Source organism: Brevundimonas sp. GN22, from assembly GCF_054824005.1.
On record NZ_JSYD01000070.1, the window covers coordinates 68,526 to 84,450 of the forward strand.

General features: G+C 62.4%; 17 protein-coding genes and 1 pseudogene. 4 read left to right on the forward strand and 14 right to left on the reverse strand.

Annotated features, from left to right (window positions below; all coding sequences use genetic code 11):
* Window positions 1-27: 27 nt before the first annotated feature.
* The 5 genes from OB03_RS10205 to OB03_RS10225 form a co-directional block, all read right to left on the reverse strand.
* Window positions 28-552: a GNAT family N-acetyltransferase gene (locus OB03_RS10205; protein WP_461344061.1), complete on the reverse strand. Its 525-nt coding sequence runs from the start codon at window positions 550-552 to the stop codon at window positions 28-30.
* Window positions 553-688: 136 nt separating this feature from the next.
* Window positions 689-1,123, reverse strand: a complete 435-nt coding sequence (locus tag OB03_RS10210; RefSeq protein WP_461344062.1) for a DUF1178 family protein — start codon at window positions 1,121-1,123, stop codon at window positions 689-691.
* On the reverse strand, window positions 1,120-1,959 hold the full coding sequence (locus OB03_RS10215) for a carbon-nitrogen hydrolase family protein (protein WP_461344063.1): 840 nt from the start codon (window positions 1,957-1,959) through the stop codon (window positions 1,120-1,122). The genes OB03_RS10210 and OB03_RS10215 overlap by 4 nt, the downstream gene beginning before the upstream one ends.
* A 15-nt stretch (window positions 1,960-1,974) precedes the next feature.
* On the reverse strand, window positions 1,975-2,232 hold the full coding sequence (gene grxC / locus OB03_RS10220) for a glutaredoxin 3 (protein ID WP_461344064.1): 258 nt from the start codon (window positions 2,230-2,232) through the stop codon (window positions 1,975-1,977).
* A 64-nt stretch (window positions 2,233-2,296) separates the two neighbouring features.
* Complete coding sequence (locus OB03_RS10225) at window positions 2,297-3,088, reverse strand: ComF family protein (protein ID WP_461344065.1); 792 nt, start codon at window positions 3,086-3,088, stop codon at window positions 2,297-2,299.
* Here OB03_RS10225 and OB03_RS10230 point away from each other — a divergent pair.
* On the forward strand, window positions 3,087-3,980 hold the full coding sequence (locus OB03_RS10230; RefSeq protein ID WP_461344066.1) for a methyltransferase domain-containing protein: 894 nt from the start codon (window positions 3,087-3,089) through the stop codon (window positions 3,978-3,980). The two genes, OB03_RS10225 and OB03_RS10230, sit on opposite strands and share 2 nt — an antisense overlap.
* On the opposite strand, the gene OB03_RS10235 is transcribed toward OB03_RS10230, so the two are convergent.
* From OB03_RS10235 to OB03_RS10250, 4 genes are read right to left on the reverse strand one after another with little or no spacing between them, the layout of a single operon-like run.
* The gene (locus OB03_RS10235; RefSeq protein ID WP_242912393.1) at window positions 3,977-4,186 is read right to left on the reverse strand and encodes a Flp family type IVb pilin; all 210 of its coding nucleotides are present in this window, start codon (window positions 4,184-4,186) and stop codon (window positions 3,977-3,979) included. The genes OB03_RS10230 and OB03_RS10235 overlap by 4 nt on opposite strands.
* Before the next feature lie 25 nt (window positions 4,187-4,211).
* On the reverse strand, window positions 4,212-4,637 hold the full coding sequence (locus tag OB03_RS10240; protein ID WP_242912394.1) for a (deoxy)nucleoside triphosphate pyrophosphohydrolase: 426 nt from the start codon (window positions 4,635-4,637) through the stop codon (window positions 4,212-4,214).
* Window positions 4,634-6,013 carry a bifunctional glutamate N-acetyltransferase/amino-acid acetyltransferase ArgJ gene (gene argJ / locus OB03_RS10245; RefSeq protein WP_461344067.1) on the reverse strand — a complete coding sequence of 460 codons (1,380 nt, stop codon included), beginning with the start codon at window positions 6,011-6,013 and terminating at the stop codon, window positions 4,634-4,636. The genes OB03_RS10240 and argJ overlap by 4 nt, the downstream gene beginning before the upstream one ends.
* Window positions 6,010-6,996, reverse strand: coding sequence for a peptidylprolyl isomerase (locus OB03_RS10250; protein WP_461344068.1), 987 nt, complete (start codon window positions 6,994-6,996; stop codon window positions 6,010-6,012). The genes argJ and OB03_RS10250 overlap by 4 nt, the downstream gene beginning before the upstream one ends.
* 272 nt (window positions 6,997-7,268) lie before the next feature.
* Here OB03_RS10250 and secA point away from each other — a divergent pair, with 272 nt between their 5' ends.
* Complete coding sequence (secA, locus tag OB03_RS10255; protein WP_461344069.1) at window positions 7,269-10,121, forward strand: preprotein translocase subunit SecA; 2,853 nt, start codon at window positions 7,269-7,271, stop codon at window positions 10,119-10,121.
* A 152-nt stretch (window positions 10,122-10,273) separates the two neighbouring features.
* Window positions 10,274-11,431 carry an aminotransferase class V-fold PLP-dependent enzyme gene (locus OB03_RS10260; RefSeq protein WP_461344070.1) on the forward strand — a complete coding sequence of 386 codons (1,158 nt, stop codon included), beginning with the start codon at window positions 10,274-10,276 and terminating at the stop codon, window positions 11,429-11,431.
* Window positions 11,432-11,434: 3 nt separating this feature from the next.
* Here OB03_RS10260 and OB03_RS10265 read toward each other — a convergent pair whose 3' ends face one another.
* From OB03_RS10265 to OB03_RS10275, 3 genes are read right to left on the reverse strand one after another with little or no spacing between them, the layout of a single operon-like run.
* Window positions 11,435-12,451, reverse strand: coding sequence for a hypothetical protein (locus OB03_RS10265; protein ID WP_461344071.1), 1,017 nt, complete (start codon window positions 12,449-12,451; stop codon window positions 11,435-11,437).
* Window positions 12,441-13,367 (reverse strand): alpha/beta fold hydrolase, encoded by a 927-nt coding sequence (locus OB03_RS10270; protein ID WP_461344072.1) that lies wholly within the window; start codon window positions 13,365-13,367, stop codon window positions 12,441-12,443. The genes OB03_RS10265 and OB03_RS10270 overlap by 11 nt, the downstream gene beginning before the upstream one ends.
* Entirely contained in the window at window positions 13,340-13,837 is a 498-nt protein-coding gene (locus OB03_RS10275) for a Fur family transcriptional regulator (protein ID WP_242912400.1), read from the reverse strand. The genes OB03_RS10270 and OB03_RS10275 overlap by 28 nt, the downstream gene beginning before the upstream one ends.
* Window positions 13,838-13,999: 162 nt before the next feature.
* On the opposite strand from OB03_RS10275, the gene OB03_RS10280 reads away from it, so the two are divergent.
* Window positions 14,000-14,785: a SapC family protein gene (locus OB03_RS10280; protein WP_242912401.1), complete on the forward strand. Its 786-nt coding sequence runs from the start codon at window positions 14,000-14,002 to the stop codon at window positions 14,783-14,785.
* A gap of 54 nt (window positions 14,786-14,839) precedes the next feature.
* Here OB03_RS10280 and OB03_RS10285 read toward each other — a convergent pair whose 3' ends face one another.
* Both OB03_RS10285 and phyR read right to left on the reverse strand, forming a co-directional pair.
* Window positions 14,840-15,247, reverse strand: a complete 408-nt coding sequence (locus OB03_RS10285; protein ID WP_461344073.1) for an acyl dehydratase — start codon at window positions 15,245-15,247, stop codon at window positions 14,840-14,842.
* A gap of 200 nt (window positions 15,248-15,447) precedes the next feature.
* A pseudogene (phyR, locus tag OB03_RS10290) lies at window positions 15,448-15,925 on the reverse strand (anti-anti sigma factor/receiver protein PhyR); the annotation flags it as partial.

The following is a 15,925-nucleotide window of genomic DNA, read 5'->3' on the forward strand; positions in this document are numbered from 1 at the left end:
AACTTCGCAAAGCTGGACAATGTTCCCTTATGCCAGCTCGCGTTCCATATACCAGGCATCATCGCCATAGCTGGCCAGCTTGGCCGCCATGCCTTCGGGGTTCATGACGCGAAAACCGTTCCGCTCCCAAAAGCCGGATGCGTTGTTTACGGCGACCAAGGACAAACGGTTGTATCCCGCAGCAAGAGATTGATCTGCCAGTGCCTCTACGACCGGGCGGGTATATCCCCCGCCGCGCAGGTCGGGATGGATTGCCAGATCGTGTAGGTAAATCCCCTCAGTCTGAACCGGCAGCGCCTCGATCTGCGTGTTGAGGGCGGGCGCGGCATAGCGTTGCCACGGATAGGCAACGAGATATCCAACCACCTTTCCGTCATCACCTGCCAAGGCGAAACAGCCCGACGGATTGAGCGCCAAACGGTTGGCAAAACAGGCAAGGTCCTCGGGGTGATCGGGGAATGATAATTGAGCCACCTCGACCACGCCATCCAGATCGGCCTCGGTCATGGCACGCCAGACCGGTTGGGTGGAGGTATCGTGGGGGACGGACATGAAGAGGCTCCTGAAGGAATAGCTGAACGCTCTATAGCGGCAAGAGATCGAAGGTGGGTTGGCCGCGCCAAAATGCCACCAGCGTTGACGTAAAGTAGCCGAACTGGCCGCCTTACTGCACCGTTTTCTAACGCTGTCAGTTGGCCTTTGACGGGTCCGGCACGTCGGGCAAGGGCATGCAGGGCACGCCGTCGTCCTTGAGTTTTTTGATGTCGGCGGGCGTGGCCTCGCCATAGATTTCGCGCTGCTCGCTGCGGCCTTCGTGGATGTCCAGGGCCTCGCGGGCAAAGGCATCGCCGACGTATTCGAAGTTTTCCTCGACATGGCTGCGGACCTCGCGGGCGGCCTGCATCATCATGGTCTGCATGGCTTTCATGGCGTCGGGCTTGAGGCCTTCGGTCTTCTTGGTGCCGGTGACGGCGGGGGCCATGATCTGTTTACGCACCTGACGCGAGGCGCAGAACGGGCATTCGACAAGGCCGCAGGCGGACTGGTCGTCATAGTCGGAAGACGAGGCGAACCACGCTTCGAAGCCGTGGTCCTGATCACAAACAAGCGCGTAGCGGATCATTGGGGCGAGACAAATGAACGGTCGTGCGTCAGCGCCGGAATAGCCTTGCGGGCGCGGTCCACGGCTGACAGGTCAAGCGTGGCGTGAAGCACTGCAGGGCGGTCGTGGTCAAGACGGGCAATGACCTCGCCCCACGGATCGACGACGAGGGAATGGCCCCAGGTCTTGCGGCCGTCTTCGTGCTCTCCGCCCTGTGCGGGGGCCAGAACGAAGCTGCCGGTCTCGATGGCGCGGGCGCGCAGAAGGACCTCCCAATGCGCCTCGCCCGTCGGGCGGGTGAAAGCGGCGGGAACGGTGATGATCTTGGCCCCGCCATGGGCCAGTGCGCGGTGCAGATAAGCAAAGCGAACGTCGTAGCAGATGGTCAGGCCCAGCCCGCCCCAAGGGGTGTGGGCCACAACCGCCTCGGCACCGGGGCGGATCACAGCGCTTTCGCGCCAGCGTTCGCCCGTATCCAGATCGACGTCAAAGACGTGCATCTTGTCGTAGCGCGCGGTGATCTGGCCGGTCGGGTCGATCAGCAGACTACGATTGGCGGCGCGGTCGTCATCGTCTGCACCCGAGCGGACAATGGCCGAGCCGATCAGAATCCAGACCTTAAGTTCTGCGGCCAGTTTTTTCAGGCCCGCAACGGCGACGTCAGAGCCTTCATCCGTGAGGGCTTGCTCGCGCAGGCCCTTCCTCTGTTCAAGGAAGTTGGTGCCCTCGGGCGTGAGGATCAGTTCGGCCCCTTTCAGGGCCGCCTGACGGATCATGGGCGTAATGTGTTCCAGCCCCTTGGCCGCCGTCGCAGGCGTGGTCGTCTGGATCAGAGCCACTTGGAGGCTGGAACTCATTTTGCGGCCCTTAAATCAGGCAGCCAGCAGCGGGTCGAGACCGCCCTTGGCGTCCAGAGCGTGGATGTCGTCGCAGCCGCCGATGTGCTGGTCGTTGATGAAGATTTGCGGGAAGGTGGCAGCGCCGTTCGAGCGCGCGACCATCTCGGCCTTCTTCTCCGGGTTGTTCGAGGCAACGATCTCGGTATAGGCAGCGCCCTTGCGATCCAGCAGCGACTTGGCGCGGATGCAATAGGGGCAACCCGGCTTGGTATAGATAACGACTTCAGCCACAGGTTTACTCCGTGCAGATAGGGGATGGGGACCGGAAGAACGTCCGGATCACCGGTTTGGTTGTCTATTTAGGGACTTCGCGCGCGCCATGCACCCCCGCAATAACAGCCAAATCCACAGCCAAGGCTCCCGCGTCCAGAAGAGCGCGGGCGCAGGCATCTGCTGTGGCCCCGGTCGTCAGCACATCATCGAGAAGAAGAACGCGCTTGCCGGCCACGCGTGACGCCTGTCGCGGGCTGACCCTAAAAGCGCCTTTGACGTTGAGGCGGCGTCCGCGAAGCGATCGCCCTCCTTGCGTCGCCGTGACACGGGTGCGCTTCAGGGTATCGGGCAGATAGACCAAGCCCCTCTGGCGCGCGAGCGGGCGGGCGATTTCGGCGCACTGGTTGAACCGGCGACGAAGCAGCCGCAGTGGGTGAAGCGGCACAGGAATGATCACATCGCAGTCGCGGATCAGCGGGTCTGCCGAACGACTGATCCAGCGGGCGAACAAAGCCGCATGGGATTGTTCGTCCCCGTGCTTCAACCCAAGGATCAGGCCGCGAGAATGTTCGTCATAGAGGCAGGCTGCGCGGGCTCTGGCAAAAATGTGCGGACGCTGCGTACAGACCAGACACCTCTGCCCCGCCTCCAGTTCATATTCGAACGGCAGGCCGCAGCCGTCACAGACGGGATCTTCCAAAAAGGTGATGCGACTGAAGGCTCCGGCGCTGAGACCCATGCCGGACCCGCCGGAAACGCCGTCCAAACTGGCGGGCGGCAGCACCAGATCGACCAAAGATCGACCCGCATTGCGCAGCTTAATCCCCCAAAGGCCTTTCCATTCGGCCCGCGAGCCGCCATTTACCCCCGACATGAGCGCCCCCTCTTCCGGTCCCCCGATTATTTTTGACGCCGCCCGACGTTCCCACCGTCTGGCGCGTGCGCAAAGCCTGTTCCCCAAGGCCGATTTCCTGCACCGCAGGGCCGCCGAAGATGCCGCCCATACGCTGTCGGCCATCCTGCGCGAGTTTGGGCGCGGCGTCGATCTGTCTCCGCATGGGGGCCTGTTGGCCGAAGCGCTGGAAGGCACGCCCGCGGAGGCCCGGATCGGCGCGATCGAAACGATGGGCAGCGTCGAGGAACGTGCCGCGCCCGGCGCGCAGCCATTGGGTCTGGACGACCAGTCGGTTGATCTGGTGGTCAATCTGTTCGGCTTGCACTGGGCCAATGATTTGCCCGGTGCACTGGCGCAAATCCGGCGGGCTCTGCGTCCGGACGGACTGTTCATCGGGAGCCTGTTCGGGGCCGCGACCCTCAAAGAACTGCGTAGTGTCCTGACCGATGCCGAACTTGAGGTACGCGGCGGAGCGCAGGCTCGGGTTTCGCCCTTTGCCGACGGATTTGACGGTGCCGCCTTGCTACAGCGTGCAGGCTTTGCGCTTCCGGTTTCGGACGTCGACCGCGTGACAGTACGCTATCGCGATCCGTTCAGCCTGATGCGAGACCTTCGCGCCATGGGCGAGACGAATGTTCTGGCGGGCGAGATCAAACCGCTGAACCGCGCCATTCTGGCCCGCGCGGCCGAGCTCTATATCGAGCGATATGCCGAGGACGACGGCCGTATTCCTGCGACGTTCGAGATGGTGCATCTGGCCGGATGGGCTCCGGACGACAGCCAGCAAAAACCGGCCAAGCGCGGCTCGGCCAAGATGCGGCTGGCCGACGCGCTCAATGTTCGCGAAGTGACGGGTAAAGAAGGCGGTTAATCGCCTTCGCCACCCTCGCTGCCACCGCTACCGCTGAGGGCTGCGGTGACCTTTTCCATCACATATTGCCACTTGGCCATAACGCCATCGCCGGTGGCCGCCAGTGCCGAGATGACGACCAGTGCGATCAGGCCGGCAATCAGGCCGTATTCGATCGCCGTCGCACCGCCTTCGTCGAGTGCGTAGTCCTTGATTGTCATCATCATTCTGCACCCCTCCGACAGTCGCCTGTCAGATCAAATCTCTAAGCCACGCCACGAGGGGTTCGTCCGCGGGCGGCATTGGATAGTCCAAAAGCTTGCCCGGTTTCACCCACGCCAGAGCACTGTGCTCCTTGGCGACCACGGTGCCCGACCACCTACGGCAAAGGTAGAGTGGCATCAGTAGGTGAAATTTTTCGTAACCGTGACTGGTAAACACGAAGGGAGCGAGACACGCCTCCTTCACGTCGATGCCAAGCTCTTCTTTCAGTTCGCGAATTAGGGCCTGCTCGGGCCGCTCACCGGGTTCGACCTTGCCGCCCGGAAACTCCCACAGGCCCGCCAGCTGTTTGCCTTCGGGGCGCTGGGCGATGAGGATGCGGCCATCCGTATCGATCAGCGCCACCGCGACCACGAGCACGGTGGGGACATTCCCCGAAGCGGCAGTATCGGTCACGAACGATAGTCCCCGTTAATCTCGATGTAGCGCTTGGTCAGATCGCAGGTCCAGACGGTGGCCGACGCACGACCCGAAGCGACGTGGACCGTGATGTCGATCTCGTCGTTCTTCATATAGGCGCTCATCACCTCTTCATTGTAGTCGGCCGCAGGTGCGCCATCGACAGCGGCGGTGTGGGGACCAAAGAAGATGGCGAGGCGGTCGCGGTCCACGGCTTCCTCGGTCTTGCCGACGGCCATGACGATACGGCCCCAGTTGGCGTCTTCACCCGCAATGGCGGTTTTCACCAGCGGGCTGTCGGCGATGGACTTGGCCAGTTTGCGGGCCGAGGCCGGAGAGGCGGCACCTTCGACGGTGACCTTGACGAACTTGGTTGCGCCCTCGCCGTCCTTCACCAGCTGGTGGGCGAGGTCGAGCATGACCTGTTCCAGAGCGCGCGAGAAATCCTTAAGGCGGCGGTCGCCGACGCGGCCGATGCGCGGCGCGCCCGAGGTGCCGGTCGCAAAGATCAGGGCCGTGTCATTGGTCGAGGTATCGCCATCGACCGTAACCGAGTTGAAGGTAGTGCGAACGTGCAGGTTCAGCAGCGCCTTCAGAACCGGAGGTGCGATATCGGCATCCGTCACGATAAAGGCCAGCATGGTCGCCATATCCGGCGCGATCATACCCGAGCCCTTGGCGATGCCCGAGATGCGTACCTTCACGCCCTCGATCTCGCACTCGGCGGTGGAGCCCTTGGGGAAGGTGTCGGTGGTCATGATGCCAGCACCGGCCTTGGCCCAGTTGTCGGCGCTCAGGCCCGCTTCGATTTCCGGCAGTTTGGCGGTGATCTTGGTATCGTCCAGCACCACGCCGATCACACCGGTCGAGGCCAGCATGACGTCGCGCTGGCGGCAGTCGAACTTCTTGGCGGCAGCCGCAGCGGTGGCCTTGGCGGCATCGGCACCGGCCTTGCCCGTGAAGGCATTGGCGCAACCGGCGTTGATCACCATCAGCTTGACGCCTTCGCCACCCTTGTCGGTGTCGAGTTGCTTCTTGCACCAGTCGACTGGAGCCGAACCAACCTTGTGGCGCGTAAACACGCCCGCGCAGTTGGCCCCGTCGGGGAAGTGGAACACCACCAGATCGTCGCGCTCGTGCTTGTAGAAGCCTGCGCGTGCCGTGGCGATTTCCACGCCGTTGATCGGCGGAAGCTCGGGGAACGGCACAGCCAGCGGCGAGATAATTAGACCCGGCTTTCCTGCCGCAGGCGTCGTGGTCTTGGCCGGTTGGGTCGCCCGCTTGATCACCGAGGTCAGCGGATCAAGTGCCTTCTCGATAGCGGATTCGATTTTTTGACCGGTCGAGACGGGCTTAACGGGGGGACGGCTCATGAAGCAGATCCAGACGATGCAGGCTTAGGGGAAGTGGAATTGGCGGGTGTAGAAGCAGTAGCAGCAGGCGGCGTTTGCGGCGCAGAACGCGGCGGGTCAATCTCGAATTCAACCTTGGCCTTGCCGCGAAGCTGCTCCAGCAGTTGTCGGACGCCCTCATAGGTCAGGTATCGGACGATGACGGGGCGGGCCTGCTCCAGTGTTGGCGGGGTTTCGGCGCGGCGGTCCTCGATGCGCAGAACCGCCCAGCGGCCATCAACGGCGACCGGACCAACCAGGGCTCCGGCGGGCTTGTCGGCAATGGCTGCGGCGTAGGCAGCGGGCAGCAGATCGGGTGTGGCATAGCCGAGATCTCCACCCAGGGCGCGCGAGGTCTCGTCGATGGAACGCTGGGCGGCGACGGCCTCAAAGGCTGTCCCCTGCCCCAGAAGCGCAACGACGGCATCGGCCTGTTCGCGGGTTTCGCTGAGGATCAGGCGCAGGCGGACTTCGTCGGACTGTTTGGCGCGGCGCTGTTGCTCCGCATACAGGCGCGCAACAGCCTGTTCGGACACGGCCTTGTTCACCACCGTCTCGACCAGCATATCGCCCAGAATGCGCTGGCGCACGGCTTCGAGACGGCGTTGGGCCGCCGGACTATTGTCCAGTCCACGACGTTCGGCTTCGCTGGCCAGAAGGCTCTGGTCGATGACCTCGTCGAGCACACGGCGGAAAAGCTCGGACGAAACATCCAAGGGCTCGCCTTCGCTGATCAGGCCTTGCGCTACCGCTTCGCGGCGAACATCCGAGGCCCAGATTTCATGTTTTTCGACACGGGCAACAACCCGATCGCCCGCGTCGGGATGGGCTGTATCGGGATTGTCCCCACACGCCGCCAGCACCAGACCCATGCCCAGTACAAACCCGGCCGCCGTGATGCGGGCGCGGCTCAACGATCTGGAAGTCTTGGACAATATCACGAAGGACGGGTGCGAATTAGGCATCGGGCACTCCCGTATCGGGGTGGACAACAGCCGCAGAGGCTGCGGGCGACGACAGCCTGTGCGCGTGCAGCAAACACTGCTCGCGTTGACAGGCCCTAGGTGGGTGCTTAAGTCCAGCCTTCGCCCAAGTCGAGGGGTTTCCGATTGGATGGGTGAGCCTTTGGTCGCGTGCCGTGAGTGCGCAGGTCCGGGTTCCACCAGTCACTACCCCCGATTAGGCGTGAGCTATCATTTCTCTGAGCCTTAAAACGCTCGCCCGTTTCGGATCGCCCATGCTCGGCTTTGCCAAGAAATTCTTCGGTTCCTCCAATGACCGCAAGGTCAAGACCTTCATGGCCGAGGTGCAGAAAATCAATGCACTAGAGCCTAAGTTCGAGGCACTGTCCGACGACGAACTGCGCATGATGACGCAGACGTTCCGTGACCGGATCGAAGGCGGCGAGAAGCTGGACAAACTCCTGCCGGAAGCCTTCGCCGTTGCCCGCGAAGCCTCCAAGCGCGTTCTGGGCCAGCGCCAGTATGACGTGCAGCTGACCGGCGGTATGATCCTGCATGAAGGCGGTATTGCCGAAATGCGTACCGGCGAGGGCAAGACCCTTGTGGCTGTGGCACCGGTTTACCTGAATGCGCTTCTGGGCAAGGGCGTCCACGTCGTGACCGTGAACGACTATCTGGCCCGCCGCGACGCCGAGACGATGGGCAAGGTCTATCGCTTCCTCGGTCTCGAAGTCGGCGTGATCGTCAATGGCTTGAGCCAGGGCCAGCGCCAGATGGCCTACAATGCCGACATCACCTACGGCACCAACAACGAATTCGGCTTTGACTATCTGCGCGACAACCTCGTGTACGACCGTCGCGAGATGGTGCAGCGTCCGCACCACTTCGCCATCGTCGACGAAGTTGACTCGATCCTGATCGACGAAGCCCGTACCCCGCTGATCATCTCGGGCCCGACCGAAGACCGTTCGGACTTCTACAAGATCGTCGACGTTCTGGTGAAGGAACTGGTCAAGGACAAGGAAACCTTCGACCTCGACGAGAAGCAGCGTCAGGCGCTTCTGACCGAGCTGGGCTCGGAGCGCATCGAAGACATGCTGCGTGAAGCCGGTCACCTCGTGGACGGTACCGAGGACCTGTACGATCCGCTGAACGTCTCGCTCGTTCACCACGTGAACCAGGCCCTGCGCGCCAACACCCTGTATCAGCGCGACAAGGACTACATCATCAAGGACGACGAGGTTGTCCTGATCGATGAATACACCGGTCGTATGATGACCGGCCGCCGTCTGTCCGAAGGCCTGCACCAGGCGCTGGAAGCCAAGGAAGACGTCAAGATCCAGCCCGAGAACCAGACGCTGGCCTCGGTGACGATCCAGAACTATTTCCGCCTCTACGAAAAGCTGTCGGGTATGACCGGTACGGCTTCGACCGAGGCACAGGAGTTCATGGACATCTACAAGATGGACGTCCTTGAAGTTCCGACCAACCGTCCGATCCAGCGTAAGGATTACGACGACGAGGTATACCGCACGTTCAAGGAAAAGAACGTCGCCATCGTCAAGCAGATCGCCGAGTGCCACGTAAAGGGTCAGCCGATCCTCGTCGGCACCGTGTCGATCGAAAAGTCCGAAGAGCTGTCGGAACTGCTCAAGACCTACGAGTACAAGGTCGAGCTGAGCCGCGAGCTGAAGCCTGAATACAAGGGACGCGAGAAGGAAGCCCAGAAGGTCGGTGATGAGGCCTACAACATCACCTACAAGACCGGTCGCGGCATCCCGCACAACGTCCTGAACGCACGCCAGCACGAACAGGAAGCCTTCATCGTTGCCGAAGCCGGTCTGCCGGGTGCTGTAACGATCGCCACCAACATGGCCGGTCGCGGTACCGACATCCAGCTGGGCGGCAACATCGAAATGCGCATGCAGCGCTGGCTGCAGGAACAGCGCAACATGGCCGCTGTGGTCACGCCGGAACAGACGGCGGCCAAGGAAGCCGAGATCAAGGCCGAAATCGCCGTCGCCAAGGAAAAGGCTCTGGCCGCTGGCGGTCTGTTTGTTCTGGGTACCGAGCGTCACGAAAGCCGCCGTATCGATAACCAGCTGCGCGGTCGTACCGGTCGTCAGGGTGACCCGGGTACCTCGAAATTCTACCTGTCGTGCGAAGACGACCTGCTGCGTATCTTCGCCGGTGACCGTCTGGACGCCATCATGAAGTCGTTCGGCGTGGCCGAGGGCGAGGCTATCAGCCACCCGTGGCTGAACCGCGCCGTCGAGACCGCGCAGAAGCGCGTCGAAGCCCGCAACTACGACATGCGCAAGAACGTGCTGAAGTACGACGACGTCGTGAACGACCAGCGCAAGGCCGTGTTCGAGCAGCGTCAGGAATTCATGGATTCCAACGACCTGTCCGAACTGGTCGCCGACTTCCGTCAGGACGTCATCAGCGATCTGGTCGAGCGCTACATGCCGCCCAAGGCCTATGCCGAGCAGTGGGACATTGAAGGTCTGGACGAGAAGGTGAAATACACCCTCGGCCTCGACCTGCCGCTGCGTGAGTGGGCCGCCGAAGAAGGCGTGTCGAACGAAGAGTTCGAAGAGCGCCTGAACGCCGCTGCCAACGCCCACGCCGCAGAGCGCGAAGAGATGATCGGTGTCGAACAGACCCGCAATCTCGAGAAGCAGTTCATGCTGCAAATGATCGACATGCAGTGGCGCGAGCACCTTGTGCACCTCGACCATCTGCGCGGCGTCATCGGCCTGCGTGGCTATGGCCAGCGTGACCCGCTGAACGAATACAAGACCGAGGCTTTCAACCTGTTTGAGAACCTGCTGCACGACCTGCGTCACAACGTGACCCGCTGGTTGATGACGGTCGAGTTCCGCTTCCAGCCGCCGCCGGAAATGGAAATGCCGGAGTTCCAGGAAATCCACCTCGCACCGGGAACGGGCGAGAACCAGATGGCCGATCCGGCCGCGCAGAACCCTGAAGGTATGCTGCAGGGTGATGACCGCTCCAAGCTGCCGGTCGAGGCTCTGCCGGAAGGTTGGGAACGCACCAACCGTAACGGCGACTGCCCGTGCGGATCGGGCCGCAAGTTCAAACACTGCCACGGTAGTTTGGTGTGAGCAGGGCGGGCATTTGGCCCGCCGCCGCTAAGCTCGCCCTCGCGCAGGCTCTCGGCTTGAGCGGCAGAAATCACTAAAAAGTTCAGGGGTGGGAGCTGTGGCTTCCACCCCTTTTCTTTTGGGTCTTTCCCGTATCTCTGTAAGGTGGGGCCATGTTGAAGCACCGTTTTACCCGCGCTCTTTCGCTTGATCCGCAACGGCTGCATTTCGCGGCGCACAGCCACCATCTTTGGCCGGATGTTACCTTCGATGCCCAGGTGAGGGCCTGGGCCGAGGCCAACCATTATGCCGACCGCAAATGGGACCTGATCTTCGCAGAAGTCATTCCGGCGGCGCAGGGGCATGTGGCAAGGCAGTTGGGACTGTCATCCCCCGATAGTGTCGTCTTCACGTCCAACACCCATGACCTGCTGTTGCGCGTCGTCTCGGCCGTTGAAAAGAAGCCGGTGCGCATCCTGTCGACGGACGGCGAGTTTCATTCCTTCCGCCGTCAGGCCGAGCGCTGGGAGGAAGCGGGAGACGTTGTCGTTACACGCATCCCCCTGGCCCCCATCGAGACCTTCGAAGACCGCTTCTTGCAAGCTGCGCAGGCGGGCGGGCACGACCTGATTTTCGTCAGTCAGGTCTTCTTCCGCACGGGTCAGTTGAGCGGCGGTATGGAGGCGCTGGCCGCGCTATCACAGCCTGCGGGCCCTTGGGTGGTCATCGACGGCTATCATGGCTTCATGGCGACGCCGACAGACCTGTCGCCCATCGAAGACCGCGTCTTCTATCTGGCGGGCGGGTATAAATATGCGATGGCTGGCGAAGGGGCCTGCTTCCTGCATGCTCCGCCGGGGTTCGGGCCGCGTCCCGCGGTCACGGGCTGGTTCGCGGAGTTCGGTGAACTGGAAGGGCCCGCGGGCGGTGTCGGCTATCGCACCGATGGCGGCCGCTTCTGGGGTGCCACCTTTGATGTCAGTGCGCTTTACCGGTTCAATGCCGTGCAGGACATGCTGTCCGAGGAAGGCGTTTCGGTGACCGACATGGCCGCGCATTCACGCGGACTGATGCAAACGTTCCAGACGGCCTTGCAAGATGCCGACGATACGATCTGGGCCGAGGCCGAGTGGCTGAACCCTGTAGATGGCGACGGGCCGCGCGCCAGATTCCTCGCCATTCGTCATCCCAAGGCTGCCGACATTCGCGCCCGATTGATCGAGCACCATGTCATCACCGACGTGCGCGACGATGTGATCCGCTTCGGGTTCGGCCCCTATCAGGACGAAGGCGACGTCAAGCGGCTGATCGACATCTGCGGTACGATCTAGGCCCTAATAGAAGAGCGACTCCGCATCCTTCTCGGCCTTGGGCGGGGCCGTATTCAGCTCGCGCGGCGCGGGCCTCGGCCTCGTCGCTTGCGGACGTGTCGCTTGGGGGCGAGGTGCGGCCGCTGGACGTTCGCTTCGAGACTGTACGGTTTCGGAACTGATGCCCGCGCCGACGTCCCCCGGTAGCAGAGGCGAAGGCGTGCGGTATTCACTGCCTTCGCTGTTCTCTGACTGTTCCGGCCATTCGACACGCGGATCCTCGCTGTAGTTCAGGCGAGGATAGCGGTCGTCGAAATCATCGGCTTCGTCGGGGCGCGCGTCATCGTAGGCAGGCGCTGGCTCAGGCGATGGAGCCAGCGGGCGAGCCATTCCCTCGCCAGTGAGCCGCAAGGCATAGCGCGCTTCATTGACGGCGGCAGGACGCTGGCACAGGCACGCTGCAAGCTGGTTCGCTCCGTCGCGCCAAATAATCAGGGGGAAGCGGTCGTCCTTGGCCCCGTGGCCGACCCGCTCCATCAGGGTTCGGGACAAGGCCGCAGCTTCTGCGCGCACGGCGAGGCGTCGAGGCGATACGGCGACGGGCTCTATGCCAATGGCGGTCCAGTGCTCCGCGCGCATCGACATCCACTCGGCCAGAAGGTCGATATTTTGGGTGAGCCACAACTCGGCCACGGTCGCATCCTCGGCAGCACCGCCATGCCCGGACGGGACCATAATGACGCGAACCTCGCGGCCTTGCTCGGCCAGTTCTATCGCGTCGTTGAGCAGCCATTCTTCCAGACGGGGCGCGGAACGCGGAGCGATGACATAAACGGGGCGCTCACCCCTGTTCAGCGAAATATAGGGAGCCGATGCCAGCAGGGCTTCGAGCGGAGCTGGATCATTGACGACGTGCAGGGGTTGGTTGCGCGCCGAAAGGCTCCACCATCCCATAATACCGACGCCCGCCAGCAACAGTCCCAGGCCAACACCCGCGATCACTGCGGCAGCGATCTTCCTGTTCGCGCTCTTACCGGCCAAGTTCGGCCACCAGATCCGTCACAGCCCTGCGCACAGCATCCGGATGCGTCATGGGGAACAGGTGCCCTCCCCCTTCGACGGTGGAAATCTTTAGATCCCGTCCGGCGCTAGGCCGGATGGTCCCGCATAGGCTGCCATGCTCGGCGCGCAGAATACGGACCGGCCCGCTATACTGTCGAAGAGCGCGCCACGGATTGTGGGCTTGCGACGAATAGTTGGACGCTTCCCATTGCGGCGAGCATGCCAGTTTCACGCCATCTGCCGTCTCAAGCAGGCCATCGGCCAGATAGTCGCGAAGAACTTCGTCGGGCCATCCCTTGAAGGCCCCGCGCCCCTTCCAGGACGCAAACGCCTGATCACGGGTCTCGAAAACCGAACGCCGACGCAGGGTGGATTTGACGATCGAACTTTGTGCGACGACGCGGTCCAGAACCGGTAGCTGGAAAGCCGCCACGGTGGGCTTGGGCCAGATGACCGGATCGAGCAGCAAAAGTCCTTTGACGCGATCCGGTACCTGAGCGGCGGCCAAGAGGCTGCTGGTACCCCCGATGGAATGGCCGCCTAGCAAAAGCGACGGACTGTCGGTCGCCTCGATCAGGCTGATCAGATCATCGCGGTGATCGTGCCAGTTGCGCCGCCCCATAGTCTGGGGTGGCAGGTTCGAGCGCCCGTGCCCGCGAAGATCGGGGGCCCAGATGCGAAACTGTTTGGCGAGTGGCAGCAAAAGCTGCCGATACGTCATGGCGTTAAAGCCATTGGCGTGGGCAAACACCATGTCAACCGGACGATGGCCCGGACCGAAATCCAGCACCGCCATATCGCCTTCGCCCCATCGGTTGCGGATGGGGACTGTCAAACGCCGCGGCTGGGCGGCATCGCTACCGTCCATCAAGCCGACACCTGACAGTGAGCGCATTTGCCGTGGCCCTCGATCGTGGTGTGCTGGATGTCATAGCCGGCCGCCTTGGCCGCCGCGCCGAGACCAAGTTCGCTCAACGGAACAGCCACTTCAGCGGTCGAGCCGCAGCAATCGCAGATAAGGAAGGCCGCCGCATGGGCGCGTACATCATCTCCGTGCGCGGAGCAGGCCACATAGGCGCTGATGGAAGCAATGCGATGCACCGCCCCGCGTCGCTCCAGAAACTCCAGCGCGCGATAGACGGTCGGGGGCTTGGCCGCCTCTCCGTTTGCACCGAAACGCGCAATCAGATCATAGGCTTTGACCGGCTCGCCTGCGGTCAGCAGCAGTTCGAGAACGCGGCGACGCGGAGCCGTCATCCGCTCGCCCTCCGAGACGCATGACGCCTCGACACCATCCAGAATGCGCTCGACCTCGCCCGCGGAGCGGGCCTTGTCGAGGTGGTCGTGATCACAGGGCGAGTTCATGACACAGAGCTAAGGTTTCCGACGGCTCGTCGCAACCTGATTGACGTCCGGGACTAGGCGTCAGCACGAAATCGTGGTTCACAAATACCCTTGCTCGTTTGCCGTTCACCTCACGTTGGGCTAGAACGCGCCTCCTTTCTGTCCAGAAGATCAAAAGTTTCTATGACCGACACCACTGCTCAAGACGCTGGCAACCTGGCCGGCAACGTTCTCTTCTACTCGCAACCCGAGCCGCTGTCGGTGGAAGCCCACGGCAAGCTGGGCGTGACCTCGGTTGAAAAGCCGTACGCCTTCGTCGGCCAGACCAACATCGTTCCGGTGACGGTAACGGAGTTCGCTCCGGCGGCTCTGTCGTACCCGGTCATCTTCGTGGGCGAGACCAAGCAACCGGTCGTCGCCATGGGCCTGAACGCCAACGACAACCTGTTCGTGACCGACGGTGAATTCCGTGCGGACGCCTACATCCCGGCCTACGCCCGTCGTTATCCGTTCGTCTTCGCCAACGATGACGTGCAGCAGCGCCTGATCCTGTGCATCGACCGTGCTGCACCGTACTTCGTTGAAGGTGGCGACACCCCGCTGTTCGAAGGCAATGAGCCGAGCGCCTACGTCAAGAACGCGATGGAGTTCTGCAACAACTTCGAACAAGAGCGCCTGCGCACCGAGTCGTTCGTCAAGCTGCTGACCGAACTCGACCTGTTCGAAGTGCGTGAAGCCACCTTCACCCCGCGCAACGCCGACGGCAGCCTGGGCACCGTCCAGAAGCTGGCCGAGTACTTCGCCGTCTCGGAAGACAAGCTGAAGAAACTGCCGGCCAAGAAGCTGGTTGAACTTCGCGACAACGGCGCACTGGGCCAGATCTACGCCCACCTCGTTTCGCTGGCTGGCTGGGATCGTTTGATCGCCATGGCTCTGACCCGCGCGAACGCAGCGCCTGCCAACGCCTAATCGACGCTCGCCTCTGAATGAAGAACGCCCCGCAGACAGACTGCTGGGCGTTTTTTATTGTCGCGATACCAGTGCCCGCGTCAGGCAGGAAAAAACCAGCCGTCCCGCCTCGTCCAACAGATCCTGCTGGGAGATGACCACGCCCTTGGAATCGCCTACCGGATCCTTGCCCATGATGGTCACCCGACCGCGCAGCAGTTCGCCCACCGGCGGGTTGCGCATGAAGCGGACACCATCGACGGCCAGAAGCTTGAAGCCCGACCAGCGCGAGCACACATCCTGACTGAGGCGGCACCACAGGGCATACACCATGGGATCCGGTGCGCCGTAGCCTTCGTCCCAACCCGGCAGGAAACGCTCGACAAAGACCTTTAACGACGCCTCGTCCACAGCCACGACGCCGGTACCCAGCACCTGACCGATTTCGATCTGTTCAAAAGTCACGTTCAGCAGATCGCCCATAACATCACCCTCCAGCGAAGGCCCATGTTGCCCCGCTACCCGCCCCTGTCGAGCGCAAAAAGAAAGGGCGGCCCTAAGGCCGCCCGAAGTCGCATCATCGAGAAATGAGGTGCGTACCACCGGACGGGAACTCACATTCACGTCCGCCAGCACGCAACATCACAACGTTATCGGATAATCGTCGGTTCCGTCGATGAAAATCAGCTGCGTTGTGCCGGATGGAAGAACAGGGCCTGGCTGATAGCGGCCTTTACGGTTTCCGGCTGGAACGGCTTGGTGATGAGGAAGGTCGGTTCGGGGCGTTCGCCCGTCAGCAGACGCTCCGGGAAGGCCGTGATGAAGATCACAGGCACGTCCAGACTTTGCAGGATTTCCTTTACCGCATCGATGCCCGACGAACCGTCGGCCAGCTGGATGTCGGCCAGAACCAGACCCGGACGGTGCTGACGAACGGCCTCGACGGCTTCGGTATGGGTTGCCGCCGTGCCAGTGACGCGGTGACCCAGTTCGCGGACCAGGCTTTCGATGTCGGCAGCGATGATGGCTTCGTCTTCGATAATGAGGACGTCGGTCGCCAGTTCGGCATCGATGTCGGCTTGAGCCTGAGAAATCAGACGCTCGACAGCCGAGACATCGATATCCAGAATCTGGGCCGCCTCGGACGGCGTGAAGCCTTCC